Genomic DNA, 16120 nt, shown 5'->3' on the forward strand with positions numbered 1-16120 from the left:
CCTATTTTTAATATTCATAAAATCTAAAGTCTTTATACTCTTTAACAATGGAGTCGCCAACCAGAACAGACTATACTGACCAGCGACTACCTTAAATTTAATGTTTCAGATTTATTTTCTTATCTCTAATTTCATAAACTACATCTGCTACATTTTCGAGTAATCGTTTATCGTGGGTGATAAACACGATAGTTCCGGTGTACTCCTTCATTAGTATTTCCAAAGCCTCTAAACTTGGTATGTCAAGGAAGTTACTGGGTTCATCCATTATTAGGATGTTATATCTACCCATGAGCATTTTAGCAAGCAACAATTTTATAATTTCTCCACCGCTTAAAACAGATAAACTTTTTCCAATATCGTTCTGTTTGAACCCCATAGATGCTAGCACTGAACGAATTTCTGATATATTGTAGTCACAATCCTTCTGCATAAACTCCATAACATTCTGATTACTGTTGTACTTGTAACCATTCTGTGCAAAGTAACCTATTTTTGCCTTAGGCGAAATAGAAATTCCTTCTTCATGGTTTAAGATCATTTGGATTAAAGTTGTTTTTCCGATTCCATTACCACCAGTTAACGCCACTTTTGCTCCTAACGGAATTTGAAAAGATGCATTTTCAAACAGAGCCTTATCCCCAAATACTTTATTAATTTCTGCACCGACTATAGGGTATGGATTATGGAGCTCCAATGCTTTACTTTGCCTGAAACGAATTCTGCGAATGCCTTCCGGAGCTTCTACTTTTCCTAAGGCCGCAATCCTGTGCTCTAGGGTTTTAGCAGCATTATACATCTTTTTTTCCTTACTTCCTATTGATTTTTGATGAGCTAAACGCCCTCCGTCTTCAGTACTTTTTTTCTTTGAAGAACCTTTTGCCTTCTGTTCTATTTTACGAGCCTGTTTTCGCTTTTCCTCCGCAGCCCTTTCCAATCGGGCACGTTCCGCAATAAATTGTTCGTATTCTGCAGCTTGGCTCTTACGTTCTTCCTCTTTCTGACGAAGATAATCAGAATAGTTTCCCCAATACTCAGTGATTTTGCCATCTTTCAGTTCCCATATTTTATCTACTATTTCATCAAGAAAATAGCGGTCATGGCTAATAACTAACAGTGCACCTGTAAAATATTTTAGCTGTCCTATTAGAAAATCAATTCCTTCACGGTCTAAATGGCTCGTAGGTTCATCCGCTAAAATACCATGAACCTGTGCCGATAAGGCCTGTGCTATTTTAAGCCTTGTTTCTTCACCACCGCTCATAGTCTGTATATTTAATTGCTCAACACCTAGCTTGCCTACAAGTGCAAAATCTTTTTCCTCCTGCAGAGTTACTTCGTCCAACTGGGGAATATAGGCAAGTTCACCCAGACGATTCATTTTACATCCTGGGGGAGTTAATTCTCCTAAAAGTACCCTGAGTAAAGTGCTTTTTCCAGCACCATTTGCTCCTACTAAACCAATACGGTCATAATCATATACTTCTAATTCATTTATATCTAAAACATCGCGTCCTTTGAATTCCACACGAATGTCTTTTGCTTTTAATATTAATTCCATAACATTTCCTCCTGTCTATAATCGCATGCTTTCATTTGCTTGTATGCAGGGAAAACCCTGCGATTTTAGCAGGAAGAGTTACATGAAAATAAGATACATAAATATTCCTCCAATATTGTTTATTTTAAATCTAATTTTCTAACCTCAGTTATCATTTGGCAAACTATAGCAATGCCAATAATTAAAATACCTGATAGTAAAAACCAATGATTTACACCGATTTTATCAGCAAAGAATCCAGAAAGAATTAACCCAATTGGCATAGCAAGTGACATGATACTTCCGATCAAAGAAAATACACGTCCTAAATATTCAGGCTTAATTTTCTCCTGAAAAAGAGCTGTTTGCACACCGCTATAAAATGGCACCGAAAGCCCCATTATTGCACAGCAAACTACGAATATTACAAATCCATTTGGAGGAAGTATTCCCGAAACGGCTAAACTGGTCCCCATTATAAAAAATGAACTTGTTATTAGTAATACATGCTTTTCGAAGCCCCCTAATCTTCCTAATAATAAGCCTCCTGCTAGCATCCCAAATGCAAAGGAAATTTCCGTAATAGAAATATGCACAGGCGTTCCATTAAAGTGTTCCATGCTTATTAAAGGAAATAGTGCATTGATTGGCATATAAACAAAAGTATATAGTGTTCCTAAGAGTAATAAGGCAAACAATCCTTTGTTTTGTCTCAGAACCACAACTCCTTCTTTCATCTCCCTTATGAAATTTGGTTCTAAACTTTGCACTTGATTACCCAGCTTAGGTATACGTACAATTGCTACCGTAATAGATGCAATCACAGCACCCAATACGTCGATGGCAATAATAGCATTTAAATCCCAAACGGAGTATAAGAGTGCTGCAACTGCCGGACTAACAATATAGCTTATAGACTGCAAAGACTGACTATAGCCTGCGCATTTCGTTAGCTGTTCTTCTGGTACTAAAAGTGGTGTAACCGCATTGAGTGCTGGGGTATGAAAAGCTGTTCCAATGCTACGGATAAACAATACTATCATAATCATCCAGACAGGTAGCTCCATACAGAATGCAACAATAGCAAGCACTGCACCAGCTGCTGCGATAATTAAATCGGCACCAATCATTATCTTCTTCCTATCATGACGATCCACTAGCACACCAATGGCAGGTCCCAAAATCGCATAGGGTAAAAAACCTACTAATGAAGCCATAGACAAGACCATCGCAGATCCTGTTTTTTCTGTAAGGTAAAAAATAATCGCCATTTGCAGGATGGCACTAGTGATTAATGATACTGCTTGCCCTGCCCATATTGCATAAAATTTTCGTTTCCAATTGTTGTATTTTTCCATTTATATTATCTCCTGCATATTATTTTGCTTGAATTTCTATTTTGAATAGCATTCTAGGCAATAAAAAATGCAGGCCAAACCCCACAATGTGGCTTTTGGTCTGCATACATACAATTTGGAAACATTCATATTAAAGACATAGTTAAATAAAGGTATAGTTAAATAACCAATATCCTCACCGTAACTAATGAATGCTCAATATCGTATAAATAAGCACAACAAAAAAGCCTATCATCGGGTATAGATTCTGCTTTTTTTATTGCCAGCTTATCTTAAACGCATTGAGGCTGTCATAGTTTCGGTTCCTCCTACATCTTTGTTTATATCAATTTATAGTATAACACAACAAGATGATATGTTCAATATAAAAGTTATGGAATGAGACTCATACTTCCAATTCGATGCCAGATTTAAAGGATATGACGAAGTTTTCTTCATAGACTGTAACGCTCTGGATTATCTTCCTTAGTAGCAAGCGATTAGCTTTCACAAAATCTTCTGTTTGTAGTTTTAAAAATTCATCAGGATTTTCTAACTCAACCTCAAAATATTTCATTTTACATTCCCTCATTTCATTTATTGATAAATTGAGTTTGCAAAAAAGAGTGGACAATTTTTGTCTACTCTTAACCTTTAAAATAGTTTTTTTTAATCGATTTGAAGTTGCCTAAATTATTACTTATTCGGTAAAATGAAGTATTGCTTTCAACAGATTTCCTTCAACTACACTTCACTTGATTCAAACAAGGTGGGTACATTTCTATTCCCACAAACTCCTTGTCAATGGAAACAAACACGTACCCACAGGGTAAATGGAAATAGAAACTGATAATTTCTAGCTATCACTTCTATTCATTCCAAAAATTTTCTCACTCTGATACTTCCCCACGCCAATACAAAAAGCCTTGCAATCAAGGCTTTTCAAACTCCCTTGCGTTCAAAGGTTTCTAGGTTTTTACGAGCAGAGCAACACACTCCACGTGATGCGTCTGTGGACTCAAAAGGTTTGGGAAACCTTTTGAGGATTAACTACGTTTCACTAACAAACTTACACACTCAACGTGATGCGTTTGTGGAAACAAATCCACCGGCTGGACTTTCTTCAATTCGTATCCCAACTCTTGATAGAGTTTGATATCACGCGCCATGGTGGCGACGTTACAGGAGATATAGGCAATACGGTAAGCTCCTGTTTGAGCGCTTGCTTTGATAAAGCTTTCTGTCAAGCCCTTGCGTGGTGGGTCGACCAGGATGGCAGTTGGTTGGATGCCTTCCTTGAGCCAATTCTTCATGGCATTTTCAGCTGTGTCACAGACATAGTGGGCATTGGTGATACCGTTCAATTCTGCGTTCTTCTGGCTATTTTCTACTGCTTCTGGGATAACTTCCACTCCGTAGACTTCCTTGACATGTTTAGCGACTGATAAGCCAATAGTTCCGATTCCTGAATAGGCATCGATCACCACATCATCTTCTTTTAAGTCCGCAAAGTCAATGGCTGTTTGATAGAGCTTCTCTGCCATTTCGGTATTGACCTGGTAAAAGGCTGGTCCAGAGATTTGGAAATCATTGCCCAACATTTGGTCGGTAATATAGTCTTGACCGTAGAGAGTACGCCATTCTTTCCCGAAAATCGCATTGGTATTTTGGTCATTGATATTTTGCATTACTGATATGATTTTTGGGAACTGCTTGATGACTTGTTCAATCAACTGTTCAACTCGGAAAATTTTAGGACGAGTTGTCACCAAAATAACCATAATCTGACCTGAATGATGGCCACGACGTACAACAAGGTTACGAATCAGACCAGACTGTTCCTTCTCATCATAGGGTTTTAAGTCATAACGACGAAGTAAATCTCGTAAAGCAAGAATAACTTGGTCTATCACTGGATCTTGAATATAAAAATCTTCAAGCGGCATAAGATCATGAGAATTCTTACGGAAGAAACCAGTCTCTAGAACACCATTAACACGACGAACAGGAACTTGGGCTTTGTTGCGGTATTGGACAGGATGGTCCATCCCCAAGGTCAGGGGGACTCCGAAATCAGAGATTCCCGCCATCTTGTAGAGGCTATCCTTGACCTGCTTGGCCTTGAATTTCAGTTGCTCGGGATAAGCCAGGTGCCCTAAGTCGGCGATTCCGCTTCGTAAATAGGCAAGATCAAGCTCTTCATTACGATGAGGGGATTTTTCTAGGTACTCCTCTACTTTTCCGTAGCCAATCTTTTTGTTGACTTTAAGCACGCGCATGCGGATGACTTCTCCTGGCAGGGCATTCTCCACAAAAAAGACCAGGCCATCGACCTTAGCCACTCCTGCTCCTTCGTGGGTCAAATCGACAATCTCAACGGTTACAATTTCATTTTTCTTTAACATGGTGTTCTATCTTTCTACAAATTAAAAGGGGTGGAGTCCAAAACTCCTATCCCCTTATTATATCATCTCAGTCCCATTTGGTACAATTTCTTTTTATAAGCATCGAAATCGACGAGCAAGCCTTGGCCACCATACATATCGTAGGCATCGACCCAATCCCCATTTTCTGGGATGGTTACTCGTTCAATTCCTTTTCCAGCACTACCGACTAGGCCAAGTCCATTGGTCAATAGGAAGGAGAAAGGTACATTGGTAGACGTCATAGCAAAGACTTTCCCAAGGGCTTCTGATCCCGTAAAGAGTTTGGTTGGATCCTTGATCTGATGCATGATAGCAGACATGACCTCTTGCTGGCGACGGGTCCGGCCAAAGTCCCCTTCATCATCCTTACGGAAACGCGAGTAATTGAGAAGAGTCCGGCCATCCATCCGTTGCTTTCCAACCTTGATGGTTTGTTGCGGAACGACACCGTCTTTCATGTTCAAATCATCTGGTACTTCTACTTCACTGACCTTTTCGCCATCAACTGTTGAAAACTGCGCATTCATCTCGACCCCATTCGGGAAGAGGGTATCGATCGCTGTCGCAAAGGTCTTGAAATCGACCATGGCGTAATATTGGATGTCAATGTCAAAGTTATCTTTGAGCATCTGACGCACCAATTCAGCCCCTTGGTTGTTATTTTGCTCCCCGATGGTGAAGGCAGTATTGAGCTTCTGGTCATAGTAGCCATCATATTCAGGAATATTTTGCTGGCTCACTCCATCAATATGGACCAGTGTATCCCGCATGAAGCTGACCATCTTGATCTTGCCTTCTTTGTTATTGACATTGACCACCATGATGGAGTCTGTCCGGGTTTCATCTGACTTCTCACCGATCCGACCATCTGTCCCCAAGATCAGGATATTGACCCCATCTCGTGACTTCTTGCCGTTAAATTTCTCGACGACAGCAGGCTTGGCATCTTTCCCAGCTGGTTTACTGTTGAGGCCTTTCACAAACATAAAGACCATGCCACCGATAATGAGCAAGAAAAAGAGAGCTATCCACTTGAGGATCCGCTTGACGCGGATCTTTTTCCGTGGTTTCTTAGGTAGATCGCTCGTCGCAGCAACTACTTTTTTCTTTGTTTTTTTGCTACGTGATTGGTAAACAGGAAGGTCACCAATCGGTTCAGCAATCTCACCTTGCACTTCTTCTGTAGCGTCTACCTCAGGTTGAAGGGCTTCTGCTTCCTCATAAGCTCCTTGGCTCTTCTTGAGCAGGTAATTGTATTCTAGTTGTTCTCGTTCATTCAAATAATGAAAATTTGAGTATAAGTACTCTAATCGCTTTCGCTCGTGGTGAGATAGAAAGTTGGATTCGTTACTCATCTTTTCTCCATTCCGTTATCTTTTAAGGTATAGACCTGATACTGACCCAAGACTTTTGTCTGAATGCCCAAACTGTCTAATTCTTGATAGGCAAATTGCAAAAGATCAGGCGCTTCATTTAGGAGGTCAATAATGAAAAAGTATTCTCCTAAAGCTGTTTTTAGGGGGCGACTTTCAATTTTGGTTAAATTGATCCCCCGCCAAGCAAAGGTGGACAAACCCTTATAAAGGGCTCCTGCTAGGTTACTTGGCAAGGTCAAGGCCAAGCTAACTTTTTGAAGGGTCGGACTTAAAGTTTCTGAGACCGCTGGCTCTGTTGCCCCTAAAATCCAAAAACGTGTATAATTGTCCTCGATTTCTTGGATGTCTTTGGCCTGGACTTCCAAGCCATACTCACTAGCTGCTGCCAGAGGGGCAATAGCTGCAATTTCCAAGTCTGGATGTTCTGCTACATAGCGAGCTGCATAGGCTGTTGAAGCCGTCATTTCCATGGCCACATCCGGATAATGGGCTCTTAGAAAAGCCTTCCCTTGGGCCAAGGCCTGTGGATGCGAATAGACCGTTCGAATAGGCCGATCTTTTTTAGCTACCAAGAGCTGTTGTTTGATGGGATAGACCACTTCTGCAACGGCCTGGATGGTCCCTTGGTGAAAGAGGTAATCAAGGGTCTCATGGACACTGCCTTCAATAGAGTTTTCAACTGGGACAACCGCAAAATCGATCTCTTGATTCTCATAAGCCTTGATGACATCTGTGATCGTTCGATAGGCGATGCGTTCAGAAGTTGGAAAGCTATGAGTGGCCACATCATGGGTAAAAGATCCCTTAGGACCAAGATAGCCTACAAGCATCGAATGATCTCCGCAATTTCTTCAGGTGTTTTGTCCTCGACATCCACAATATGAGTAGCAATATCCTCATACAAAGGCAAACGACCATCAAAAATCTTCTTAAATTCTTCTTTGGTGTTGTTTAAAAAGAGGGGACGTTGCATGGCTTTGTCATTTTGAATCCGTCTGTACAAGGTTTCAAAATCTACCCGCAAATAAATGTTGTGAGGGTTTTTTTCCAAGAGCGTACGGTTATGAGGATTGACCACAATCCCTCCTCCAGGGGAGATGATGGCCGCCTCGTTTTCCAATAAACGCTCCAGCATTTCAGCCTCGCGACGTCGAAAGGCTGCTTCTCCTTCCACTGCGAAATAGTCATTGATCGACATACCGATCTCTTCAACAATTAATTCATCCATATCATGGAACTTTGGATCAAGAATGCGACCAACGGTCGTTTTCCCAGCTCCCATAAAACCAAGTAAAATTTTAGCCATGCAGTAAGGTCTCCAAATCTTCAAAAAAACTAGGGTAACTGGTGTTGATGGCCTCTGCCCGATCCAACACCACATTTCCATCTCTCACCAATAAGGCAGCAATGGCAGCCATCATCCCAATCCGGTGATCTCCAAAGGTCTCTAAGTCAGCTCCTTGTAGGGGGGTCGGTCCAGTGATGATCATACCGTCTTCCGTTGGCACGACATTGGCTCCCATGGCATTAAGACTATCTGCTACGACCTGGATACGGTCCGTTTCTTTCACACGAAGCTCCTCAGCATCCGCAATCACGGTCTGACCAGTTGCTTGTGTCGCTAGTAACGCAATAATCGGCAATTCATCAATCAAGCGTGGAATCAACTCCCCATCAATCCGAATCCCTTTTAAGGACGAAGTCTTGACAGTGAGGCTTGCAGAGACCGCTTTTTCATCGCGATCCTCAATGGTGAGATCTCCCCCCATTTCTTGAATCACATCGAGAATCCCTGTCCGCGTTTGGTTGATGCCCACATTTTCAATCTTGATCACACTCTCTGGAAGAATGAGGCCAGCCACTAACCAAAAGGCTGCACTAGAAATATCTCCAGGAACGATGACTTCTTGACCTTGGAACTCTTGTCCACCCTGGATGCGAATGGTTTTTTCGTCTACCTGGATCTCCCCACCAAATTGGCGAATCATATCCTCCGTATGGTCACGCGTCTTTTCCTTCTCGATAATGGTCGATTCACCCTCAGCCTGAAGAGCAGCAAAGATGAGAGCCGACTTGACTTGAGCCGATGCGACTGGCAAATGGTAATAAATCGGTTGAAGCTGTTGCGTCCCTTTTTCATGCAAAGGCGGGCAATCACGCTCTCCATGACCAGCAATCTCTACCCCCATCTGACGCAGTGGAATCGCGACACGATCCATGGGACGTTTGGAAAGACTATCGTCTCCGACCATGGTTACTGAAAAATCCTGACCTGCTAAGACACCTGAAATCAAACGAATAGACGTTCCTGAATTCCCCATATCAAGGGGAGATGTCGGAGCTTTAAGACCTTGAAAGCCTACCCCTTGGATCCGAATCACATCCCCATCATCCTGGATGGAGACTCCCAAATCTCGAAACACCTGGATCGTAGAGAGCACATCTTCGCCTCGCAAGATATCATAGACCTTGGTTTCGCCTGTTGCGAGACTTCCAAAAATAATGGATCGGTGACTAATCGATTTGTCACCAGGGACACGAATAATGCCCCTTAGGCCCTTGCTATTGGTTCTTAATTTCATTGCCTTCTCCAGAGTGCTTTTCCACATATTCTATCATAAATAGGACATGAATTCAATTTTTGATCAAAAATTTGGAACAAAAAACGAATGTTTCCAAGCATTTTTTGAGCTTGTTTTTCTCTAGTGGCGAACGAAAATACCAGAGTCGAAATGACAACTCTGGTAGAAATTTCTATTTGTATAAATCTTGAATCGGCTCAAAGATGATCTTTTCAAGATCTGCAAGATAAATAGACAATTGTTGTTGTTTGGTGAAAAATTCATTCACAATTGGACTTGCTTGGATTTTTTCCATATAGTCCTTCATTTCTTGTTGCACAGCTTCTGTTGGAAGTTTACCGGATTGCATCAAGCCTTGCAGTTGATTTTGGAAAGCGACGTATTCGTCAAACAGCGTTTTCGCTTCTGGATTTGCTTCGATCGCTTGCTTGCTTTCTACGACAGCCTTGTATTCAGGAAGGTCTCGCAGGGTCCGAGAGAGTTCGTTTGCTACATCATAAATATTTGCCATTTTATGGGCTCCTTTACTGATAAGATACTTCTATTATACTGCTTTTCCTTCAATATTCCTAAAATGAAGCAGGCCTTTTGATGCAAATCCTTCTGTAGACCTAGCGAGCAAGGACGGTATAAGACGTCGCTTGGCTGATCAATGCTTGGGCCCGCTCCTGATCTTCTGCATTTTTAAAGGTCAACTGCAAAATCCCGTGGATATCTTCACGATTCTCTTCATTGATGTGAATATTGACCAAGGAAATCCCTTGTAGAAGTTGTAAGATTTCGAGGATCACACCTTCCTTATCAGGGACATCGATAAAGAGATCATAGGCACTATCGCGTCCAGCTCGCTGATGTATCTGCATTTCTTTTCGGTGCTTCCGCCCTTCATGGAAAAAGGTCCAAATGGCCTCTTCGTTATCTGCTTGGATGGTCTCAGCCACCTGATCCAAACGCTCTTTGAAATCTGCAATCCGCTCTAATATCGCTTGAGGGTTGGACAAAAGAATAGAAGTCCACATGCCTGGCTCACTTTCCGCAATCCGGGTCATATCTCGAAAGCCACCAGCCGCAAAACGGCGGGTCATTTCATGCTCTTCCCCATAAGCTACGGCCTGCTCGACCAGTGTCGAGGCTAAAATATGAGGGAAATGGCTGATCTGGGAAGTCACTCGATCGTGTTCCTCGGCATCGATTTCAATAAATCGAGATCCCAATCCACTCAGAAGCTCTTTCAACTCTTCCATGGCACCCCCTGTGGTCAATCTGGAAGGGGTAAAAATATAATAAGCGTTCTCAAATAAGGTGGCATCTGCTGCTGCAGCACCTGTCTTATGACTACCAGCCATGGGATGTCCTCCCACAAAGCGTACATCCTTATCTGTAAACACTTTTTCAGCTTGTGCGACAATTTCTGCCTTGGTAGAGCCTGCATCTGTCACTAGTACCCGGTCTTTCAAATTAAGGCCTGCTAAGGTTTCTAAGTAAGATTTGGTTTGCTTGATGGGAAGGGCCAAAATAATGATATCTGCTAAAGGGGCAAAGGCTGCGAAATCATCCGTCACCTGATCCACCATTCCTCTTTCAAGGGCGATGGTTCGAGAGGCTTTACTACGATTGTAACCAAGAATGGTCACATGTGGGTGGGCCCTCTTAATGCCTAGCGCAAGTGAAGCACCAATCAAGCCCAGTCCTGCAATATATACAACTTTCTTCTCCAAAGGAAAACTCTTTCTCTTAAAAATTCTTCGTAAAGTCCCGGTGCTTAGCAACAGCTTCTTTCAATTCTTCCAAGTTATCGGATGAGAATTTTTCAAGCACTTCTGTAGCAAGGACTGTTGCGACCACTGCTTCCATCACCACTCCTGCAGCTGGCAGAGCCGTTGGGTCGCTGCGCTCAACCGTTGCCTTATAAGGCTCATGGGTTTCAATATCCACACTCATCAAAGGTTTGTAGAGGGTCGGAATAGGCTTCATGACACCACGAACCAGAATGGGCTCACCATTGGTCATGCCCCCTTCAAAACCACCAAGATTATTGGTGCGACGGGTATAGCCGGTTTCTTGAGACCAGATGATTTCATCCATAACTTGACTACCTTTTAGGCGACCTGCTTCAAAACCAAGACCAAACTCCACTCCCTTAAAGGCATTGATAGAGACCACTCCTTGAGCGATTTTTGCATCCAATTTCTTGTCCCATTGCACATAGGATCCTAGTCCAACAGGCACACCACCAACCAAGGTTTCCACAATTCCCCCGATGGTATCGCCATCTTTTTTCACTTGGTCAATGTAGGCCTTAACGGCTTCTTCTTGTTCTGGCACAACAATCGAGACTTCCGACTTCGCTGCCTTTTCCTTGATTTCTGAAACGGTTAGATTCTCGGGAATTGCAATCTCGATTCCCCCAAAATTCACAATGTGGCTGGCCACTTCAATACCGATCTCTTCTAAAATCCGTTTAGCAACTGCACCAACAGCTACACGCATGGTTGTCTCACGAGCAGAAGAACGCTCTAAGGAATTACGGAGATCATCGAAACGGTATTTTATCCCTCCGACTAGATCGGCATGACCAGGACGTGGCTTGGTGATCTTACGCAGATTTTTCTTTTTCTCTTCGACCGGTTCTACATTCATGATCTCCAGCCATTTTTGGTGATCCAGATTGGTCACATTCAGAGTAATCGGACCTCCTATAGTCAAGCCATGACGGACCCCTGATGTGATCTCAACACGGTCACTCTCGATTTTCATCCGAGCACCACGACCATAGCCACCTTGTCGACGTTTGAGTTCTTTATTAATATCCTCTTCAGATAAAGGAAGGCCTGCCGGAACCCCCTCGATGATGGCTGTTAGTCGAGGTCCATGGGACTCTCCTGCTGTCAAATATCTCATACGACCTTATTCCTTTCTTTCTAAAAAGTCCTTCATTTCTTGAAGAGGAATTTGATGAATCGCTGCTTGCCCCAACTCTGGAACAATTACTAATTTCAAGTTCGTCCCACGCACTTTTTTGTCATGGGTCAAGGCTTGATAAAGGGATTCTTTATCCCAGTTCTCATAGGCCACCGGAAGGCCAAATTTCCGGCACATTTCTTCGATTTGTTGGCTGATTCCTTTTGGCATCAAGCCCTTTTCTTCTGCAACTCGGGAGAGCTGCACCATGCCCATACTGACAGCTTCTCCATGCATAACCTGCCCATAACCCGCTATCGCTTCAATGGCATGCCCAATGGTATGCCCAAAATTGAGATACAGTCGAATGCCATTGTCCAGCTCATCTGCCACAACATGGTCTCGCTTCACCAGACAAGAATGAGAAATGATGCTCTCTGCATGCTCTAAAATACTCTGGACAGAACCATCCATGGCTTCCAATTCTTCCCAGAGTTCAGTATCTTGGATGAGGCCGTACTTGATGACTTCGCCCATCCCCTCGATCAATTCACGTTGCCCCAAAGTGCTCAACACTTCAGGATCAATAAACACACCATCTGGTTGAGCAAAGGTCCCTACCATGTTTTTAGCAAGTGCTGTGTTGACTCCTGTTTTTCCTCCGATAGAGGAGTCCACCTGTGCGGTCAAGCTAGTCGGGATCTGAACAAAGGAAATTCCTCGCATATAGGTCGAGGCAGCAAAACCAGCCAAATCACCAACTACGCCACCCCCAAGAGCAACGATTCCATCACTGCGCGTCATGCCCTGGGTAGCTAGAAAGTCATAGACTTTTGAAACAGTGGTTAGATTCTTACTAGCTTCCCCTTGAAGAAACTCAAAGCGTACCACTTGAAAACCAGCTTTCTCCAGGCTCTTCTCTACGATAGAGGCATATAGCTTAGCCACGCGGTTATCGGAAATGATCGCGACTTTTTTATCACCCCAAAGAGTGCGCAACCAGTCTCCAACCTGGTTGAGACCACCTCTTTCAATCACAATATCATAGGAATGTCCTGGAATAGGTACCGATACGTTCATAGGAATCTCCTTCACGTTTTTCTTTGATTCTATCTTATCATGAAATAAGGCACATGTCTCAATCAAAATGAAAAAGAGACTAGAGCAAGACTGTTTTTTTTAAAATCAGTTCTTGTTCTAATCTCTTAAAGCTATTTCAATAGGAAAAGGTAAAACCCTCTCTTAGTCACATACAAATTGGCGATATTCTGTTGTCAATGCTTCCCATACAGACTCTGTAGGAAATACTTTCCCAGTCATTAATTCAAAGGCTGCTTCAGCTTGATAAAAGAGCATTCCCAGCCCATTTACCCTCTGGTTTCCTTGATTCACTGCCAATTGCAGAAAGGGGGTCACTGCCGGATAGTAAGCCATCTCTACGATTAAGGCATGTGGGGGAAAGGTCAAGTGACTCGCTATTGGAAGAGACTGACCATCCATTCCAACACCAGTGGCATTTAAGATGAGATCAGCTTGATGAAAAGAGTTTTGAACATCTTCATCTTTCTCAATCGCATACAATTCTATCAAGAAATCAAAGCCTTCTTCAACCAACTGAACTATTGAACGATAATGAACTAATCTCTCCTCTCTCACAAAGACAAGGATACGTTTCACACCTAGATGAATCGCCTGTGCAATAATCGCTAAAGCTGCACCACCTGCACCTAAGAGAACCATTGTTTTTCCCTTAATAGAGAAAGCAGGAGGTAAACTACGAAAGAAACCTATCCCATCTGTATTATAGCCTTTAAGCTTACCATCGCGGTGAACGATAGTATTGACAGAACCGATCTTTCGGGCCATCTCATCCACTTCATCTAAGTAAGGAAAGACCTTCTGCTTGTAGGGCATGGAGATATTGGCCCCAATCATATCCAACTTACGAATTTGGCTGATGGTGCTTTCTAAGTCTTCTTCAGCAATATCCCAAGCTAGATAAGCAGCATTGGTCGCTGTTAATTCATAGGCTAGATTATGGATGAAAGGAGAAATACTATGACGAATGGGATGGGCAATGACCGCTGCCATCCGAGTATATCCGTCAATCTTCATTTAATAACTCCCGAATTCTTCTCATATTTTCAAGAGGAATTTGACCTGGAGCACTTTCATCTCCGACTCTAGCATAAGACCAAGAAGAGCCTGTCAAATCAGCTGTCAAGCGCGAAATCTTCCCGACCTTGCCCATGGAAATCGTTACATATTCTTGCTCAGGGTTCAGTGTCTTGAAACCACGCGTATAATTCATCAAGTCAAGAACATCTTGTTCATTGTGGGCCATGACAGATACTTTGACTAATTTTGGAGAAAAACTGGTCAATTCCGATAAGATCTCCATCATATTTTCCGGAGTTTCTTGGAAGTTATGGTAGCTGAGAACAAGATTTGAAAATTCCAACATCTCTTCAAAGACTTCACGGTGACTATAATACTCGAAATCGATATAATCCGGATGATAGATGGATTGAATATCTTTCAGGATCCCAACATATTCTTCATTAGTCAGCTCCATCCCTCCACCTTCAGCTCGAGTCCGCAAGGTGAATAAAATCTCGCGTCCAGCAAATTTCTCAAAAACTGCAGGAGCGACGGTTAAGATCTCGCTTTTTTCTAAAAAGTCCGCACGCCACTCAATGACATCCGCATCATCGTAACGCGAACCATCTAGTTGTTGCGCCTCTTCTAAGGAGCGAGGCATAATCGACACAACTAACTTCATACATCCACCCTAATCGTAAATACTTTTAAGTAATTACTACTTTCTTCTTTCTTGTTCCATCGAAAATCTCCCGGAAGGCCGTATTCTGCTACATAACGATGTTTACGCCCTTGAAATCCCTTTTCGATTTGTTTTTTAAATTTTTCTTTGGTCACATTTGCCGCATTGGTACTGAGAATCACGGTCCCACCTGGATTTAAAATCTCGAGGGCCTCGCTCACCAACCGATGGTAATCTTTAGCGACTGAAAAGGTCCGTTTTTTATTCCGCGCAAAGCTAGGCGGATCGAGTACGATCACATCATAGCTTAGCTCATGGCGTTTGGCATATTTGTAATAGTCAAAGACATCCATCACGACAAAACGATGAGCATCCAGCGCCAAGCCATTTGCCACAAAATGCGCTTCTGATAATTCTCTACTTCTCTTAGCCAGATCGACCGAAGTCGTCTCTACTGCTCCGCCCATGGCAGCTGCAACAGAAAAAGCAGCTGTATAAGAGAACATATTGAGCAAGGACTTACCAGCAGCGAGCCCCTCAACTAAACTTCCTCGGACTTCATGCTGGTCCAAAAAGATCCCCGTCATCAAGCCATCATTGAGAAAGACTTGGTAAGAGACCCCATTTTCAAGAATCAAAAATTCTTGCGGAGCTTCTTCTCCATAGACATGAGCCGATTCATAGTCCAAACCTTTAAAGCGAATCTTTTCATAGCCGCCTCGGACTTCTGAAAAAGCTTCTTGAAAGGCTGCTAGAATGGTTTCCTTAATCTGAAATACGAAGGGATTGTACCAAGAAAAAACAACAAACTCACCATATAAGTCAACCGTAAAGCCACCAAAACCATCTCCATCTTGGTTAAAGAGACGAAAGGCCGTCGTCGTTTCATCCGCATAATAAGAACGACGGTATTGCTTGGCTTTGATGAAAAGCTTTTTAAAAAAGTCTTGATCAAAAGCGACCAACTCTTGTGAAACAAACCATCCAATCCCTTTATTTTGTTCAGATAAGTATCCGACTCCGAGGTATTGTCCATCTCCTGAAAGCAATTGAACCTCTTGATCCAAAGCAGGAAGTGACTCAAAATCTTGCTTTTCAAGAAGGGATTGTCCTTGTTTGATTTTTGTTGCGACTTGGCGACTAACTGTGAGTTTTTTCATATCCTCTATTATAGCA

The 16120-nt window shown here is 42.6% G+C and carries 15 protein-coding genes; all 15 read right to left on the minus strand.

Annotated features, from left to right (window positions below):
* Positions 1 to 97 precede the first annotated feature (97 nt).
* Positions 98 to 1561 (minus strand): ABC-F type ribosomal protection protein Msr(D), encoded by a 1464-nt coding sequence (gene msr(D), locus PCY11_RS01475; protein ID WP_000420313.1) that lies wholly within the window; start codon positions 1559 to 1561, stop codon positions 98 to 100.
* A gap of 119 nt (positions 1562 to 1680) precedes the next feature.
* Complete coding sequence (mef(A), locus tag PCY11_RS01480) at positions 1681 to 2898, minus strand: macrolide efflux MFS transporter Mef(A) (RefSeq protein ID WP_000417519.1); 1218 nt, start codon at positions 2896 to 2898, stop codon at positions 1681 to 1683.
* A 385-nt stretch (positions 2899 to 3283) separates the two neighbouring features.
* Positions 3284 to 3454, minus strand: coding sequence for a hypothetical protein (locus tag PCY11_RS01485; RefSeq protein WP_000873143.1), 171 nt, complete (start codon positions 3452 to 3454; stop codon positions 3284 to 3286).
* A 469-nt stretch (positions 3455 to 3923) separates the two neighbouring features.
* Entirely contained in the window at positions 3924 to 5282 is a 1359-nt protein-coding gene (gene rlmD, locus PCY11_RS01490; protein ID WP_301362358.1) for a 23S rRNA (uracil(1939)-C(5))-methyltransferase RlmD, read from the minus strand.
* A 62-nt stretch (positions 5283 to 5344) separates the two neighbouring features.
* A complete protein-coding gene (locus PCY11_RS01495; protein ID WP_003006791.1) occupies positions 5345 to 6658 on the minus strand; it encodes an LCP family protein in 1314 nt (437 codons plus the stop codon).
* Positions 6655 to 7509 carry a prephenate dehydratase gene (pheA, locus tag PCY11_RS01500; protein WP_003006788.1) on the minus strand — a complete coding sequence of 285 codons (855 nt, stop codon included), beginning with the start codon at positions 7507 to 7509 and terminating at the stop codon, positions 6655 to 6657. Before pheA ends, PCY11_RS01495 begins: the two co-directional genes overlap by 4 nt.
* Positions 7500 to 7985, minus strand: a complete 486-nt coding sequence (locus PCY11_RS01505) for a shikimate kinase (protein WP_003006785.1) — start codon at positions 7983 to 7985, stop codon at positions 7500 to 7502. The genes pheA and PCY11_RS01505 overlap by 10 nt, the downstream gene beginning before the upstream one ends.
* On the minus strand, positions 7978 to 9261 hold the full coding sequence (aroA, locus tag PCY11_RS01510; protein ID WP_037607831.1) for a 3-phosphoshikimate 1-carboxyvinyltransferase: 1284 nt from the start codon (positions 9259 to 9261) through the stop codon (positions 7978 to 7980). Before aroA ends, PCY11_RS01505 begins: the two co-directional genes overlap by 8 nt.
* Before the next feature lie 172 nt (positions 9262 to 9433).
* Positions 9434 to 9772 (minus strand): YlbF/YmcA family competence regulator, encoded by a 339-nt coding sequence (locus PCY11_RS01515; RefSeq protein ID WP_003006778.1) that lies wholly within the window; start codon positions 9770 to 9772, stop codon positions 9434 to 9436.
* A 100-nt stretch (positions 9773 to 9872) separates the two neighbouring features.
* Positions 9873 to 10979, minus strand: coding sequence for a prephenate dehydrogenase (locus PCY11_RS01520; RefSeq protein ID WP_070845472.1), 1107 nt, complete (start codon positions 10977 to 10979; stop codon positions 9873 to 9875).
* A 16-nt stretch (positions 10980 to 10995) separates the two neighbouring features.
* Positions 10996 to 12162, minus strand: coding sequence for a chorismate synthase (gene aroC, locus PCY11_RS01525; protein WP_024055974.1), 1167 nt, complete (start codon positions 12160 to 12162; stop codon positions 10996 to 10998).
* A gap of 6 nt (positions 12163 to 12168) precedes the next feature.
* Positions 12169 to 13242 carry a 3-dehydroquinate synthase gene (aroB, locus tag PCY11_RS01530; protein ID WP_070845471.1) on the minus strand — a complete coding sequence of 358 codons (1074 nt, stop codon included), beginning with the start codon at positions 13240 to 13242 and terminating at the stop codon, positions 12169 to 12171.
* 162 nt (positions 13243 to 13404) lie between these two features.
* Positions 13405 to 14277, minus strand: a complete 873-nt coding sequence (gene aroE, locus PCY11_RS01535; RefSeq protein ID WP_070845470.1) for a shikimate dehydrogenase — start codon at positions 14275 to 14277, stop codon at positions 13405 to 13407.
* Entirely contained in the window at positions 14267 to 14944 is a 678-nt protein-coding gene (gene aroD / locus PCY11_RS01540; RefSeq protein WP_070845469.1) for a type I 3-dehydroquinate dehydratase, read from the minus strand. The genes aroE and aroD overlap by 11 nt, the downstream gene beginning before the upstream one ends.
* Positions 14941 to 16104: a class I SAM-dependent rRNA methyltransferase gene (locus tag PCY11_RS01545; protein ID WP_045759329.1), complete on the minus strand. Its 1164-nt coding sequence runs from the start codon at positions 16102 to 16104 to the stop codon at positions 14941 to 14943. Before PCY11_RS01545 ends, aroD begins: the two co-directional genes overlap by 4 nt.
* Positions 16105 to 16120: the final 16 nt, after the last annotated feature.

Origin of the sequence: Streptococcus sp. SP8 (genome assembly GCF_030440045.1) — a bacterium.
Lineage (GTDB): Bacteria > Bacillota > Bacilli > Lactobacillales > Streptococcaceae > Streptococcus > Streptococcus parasanguinis_I.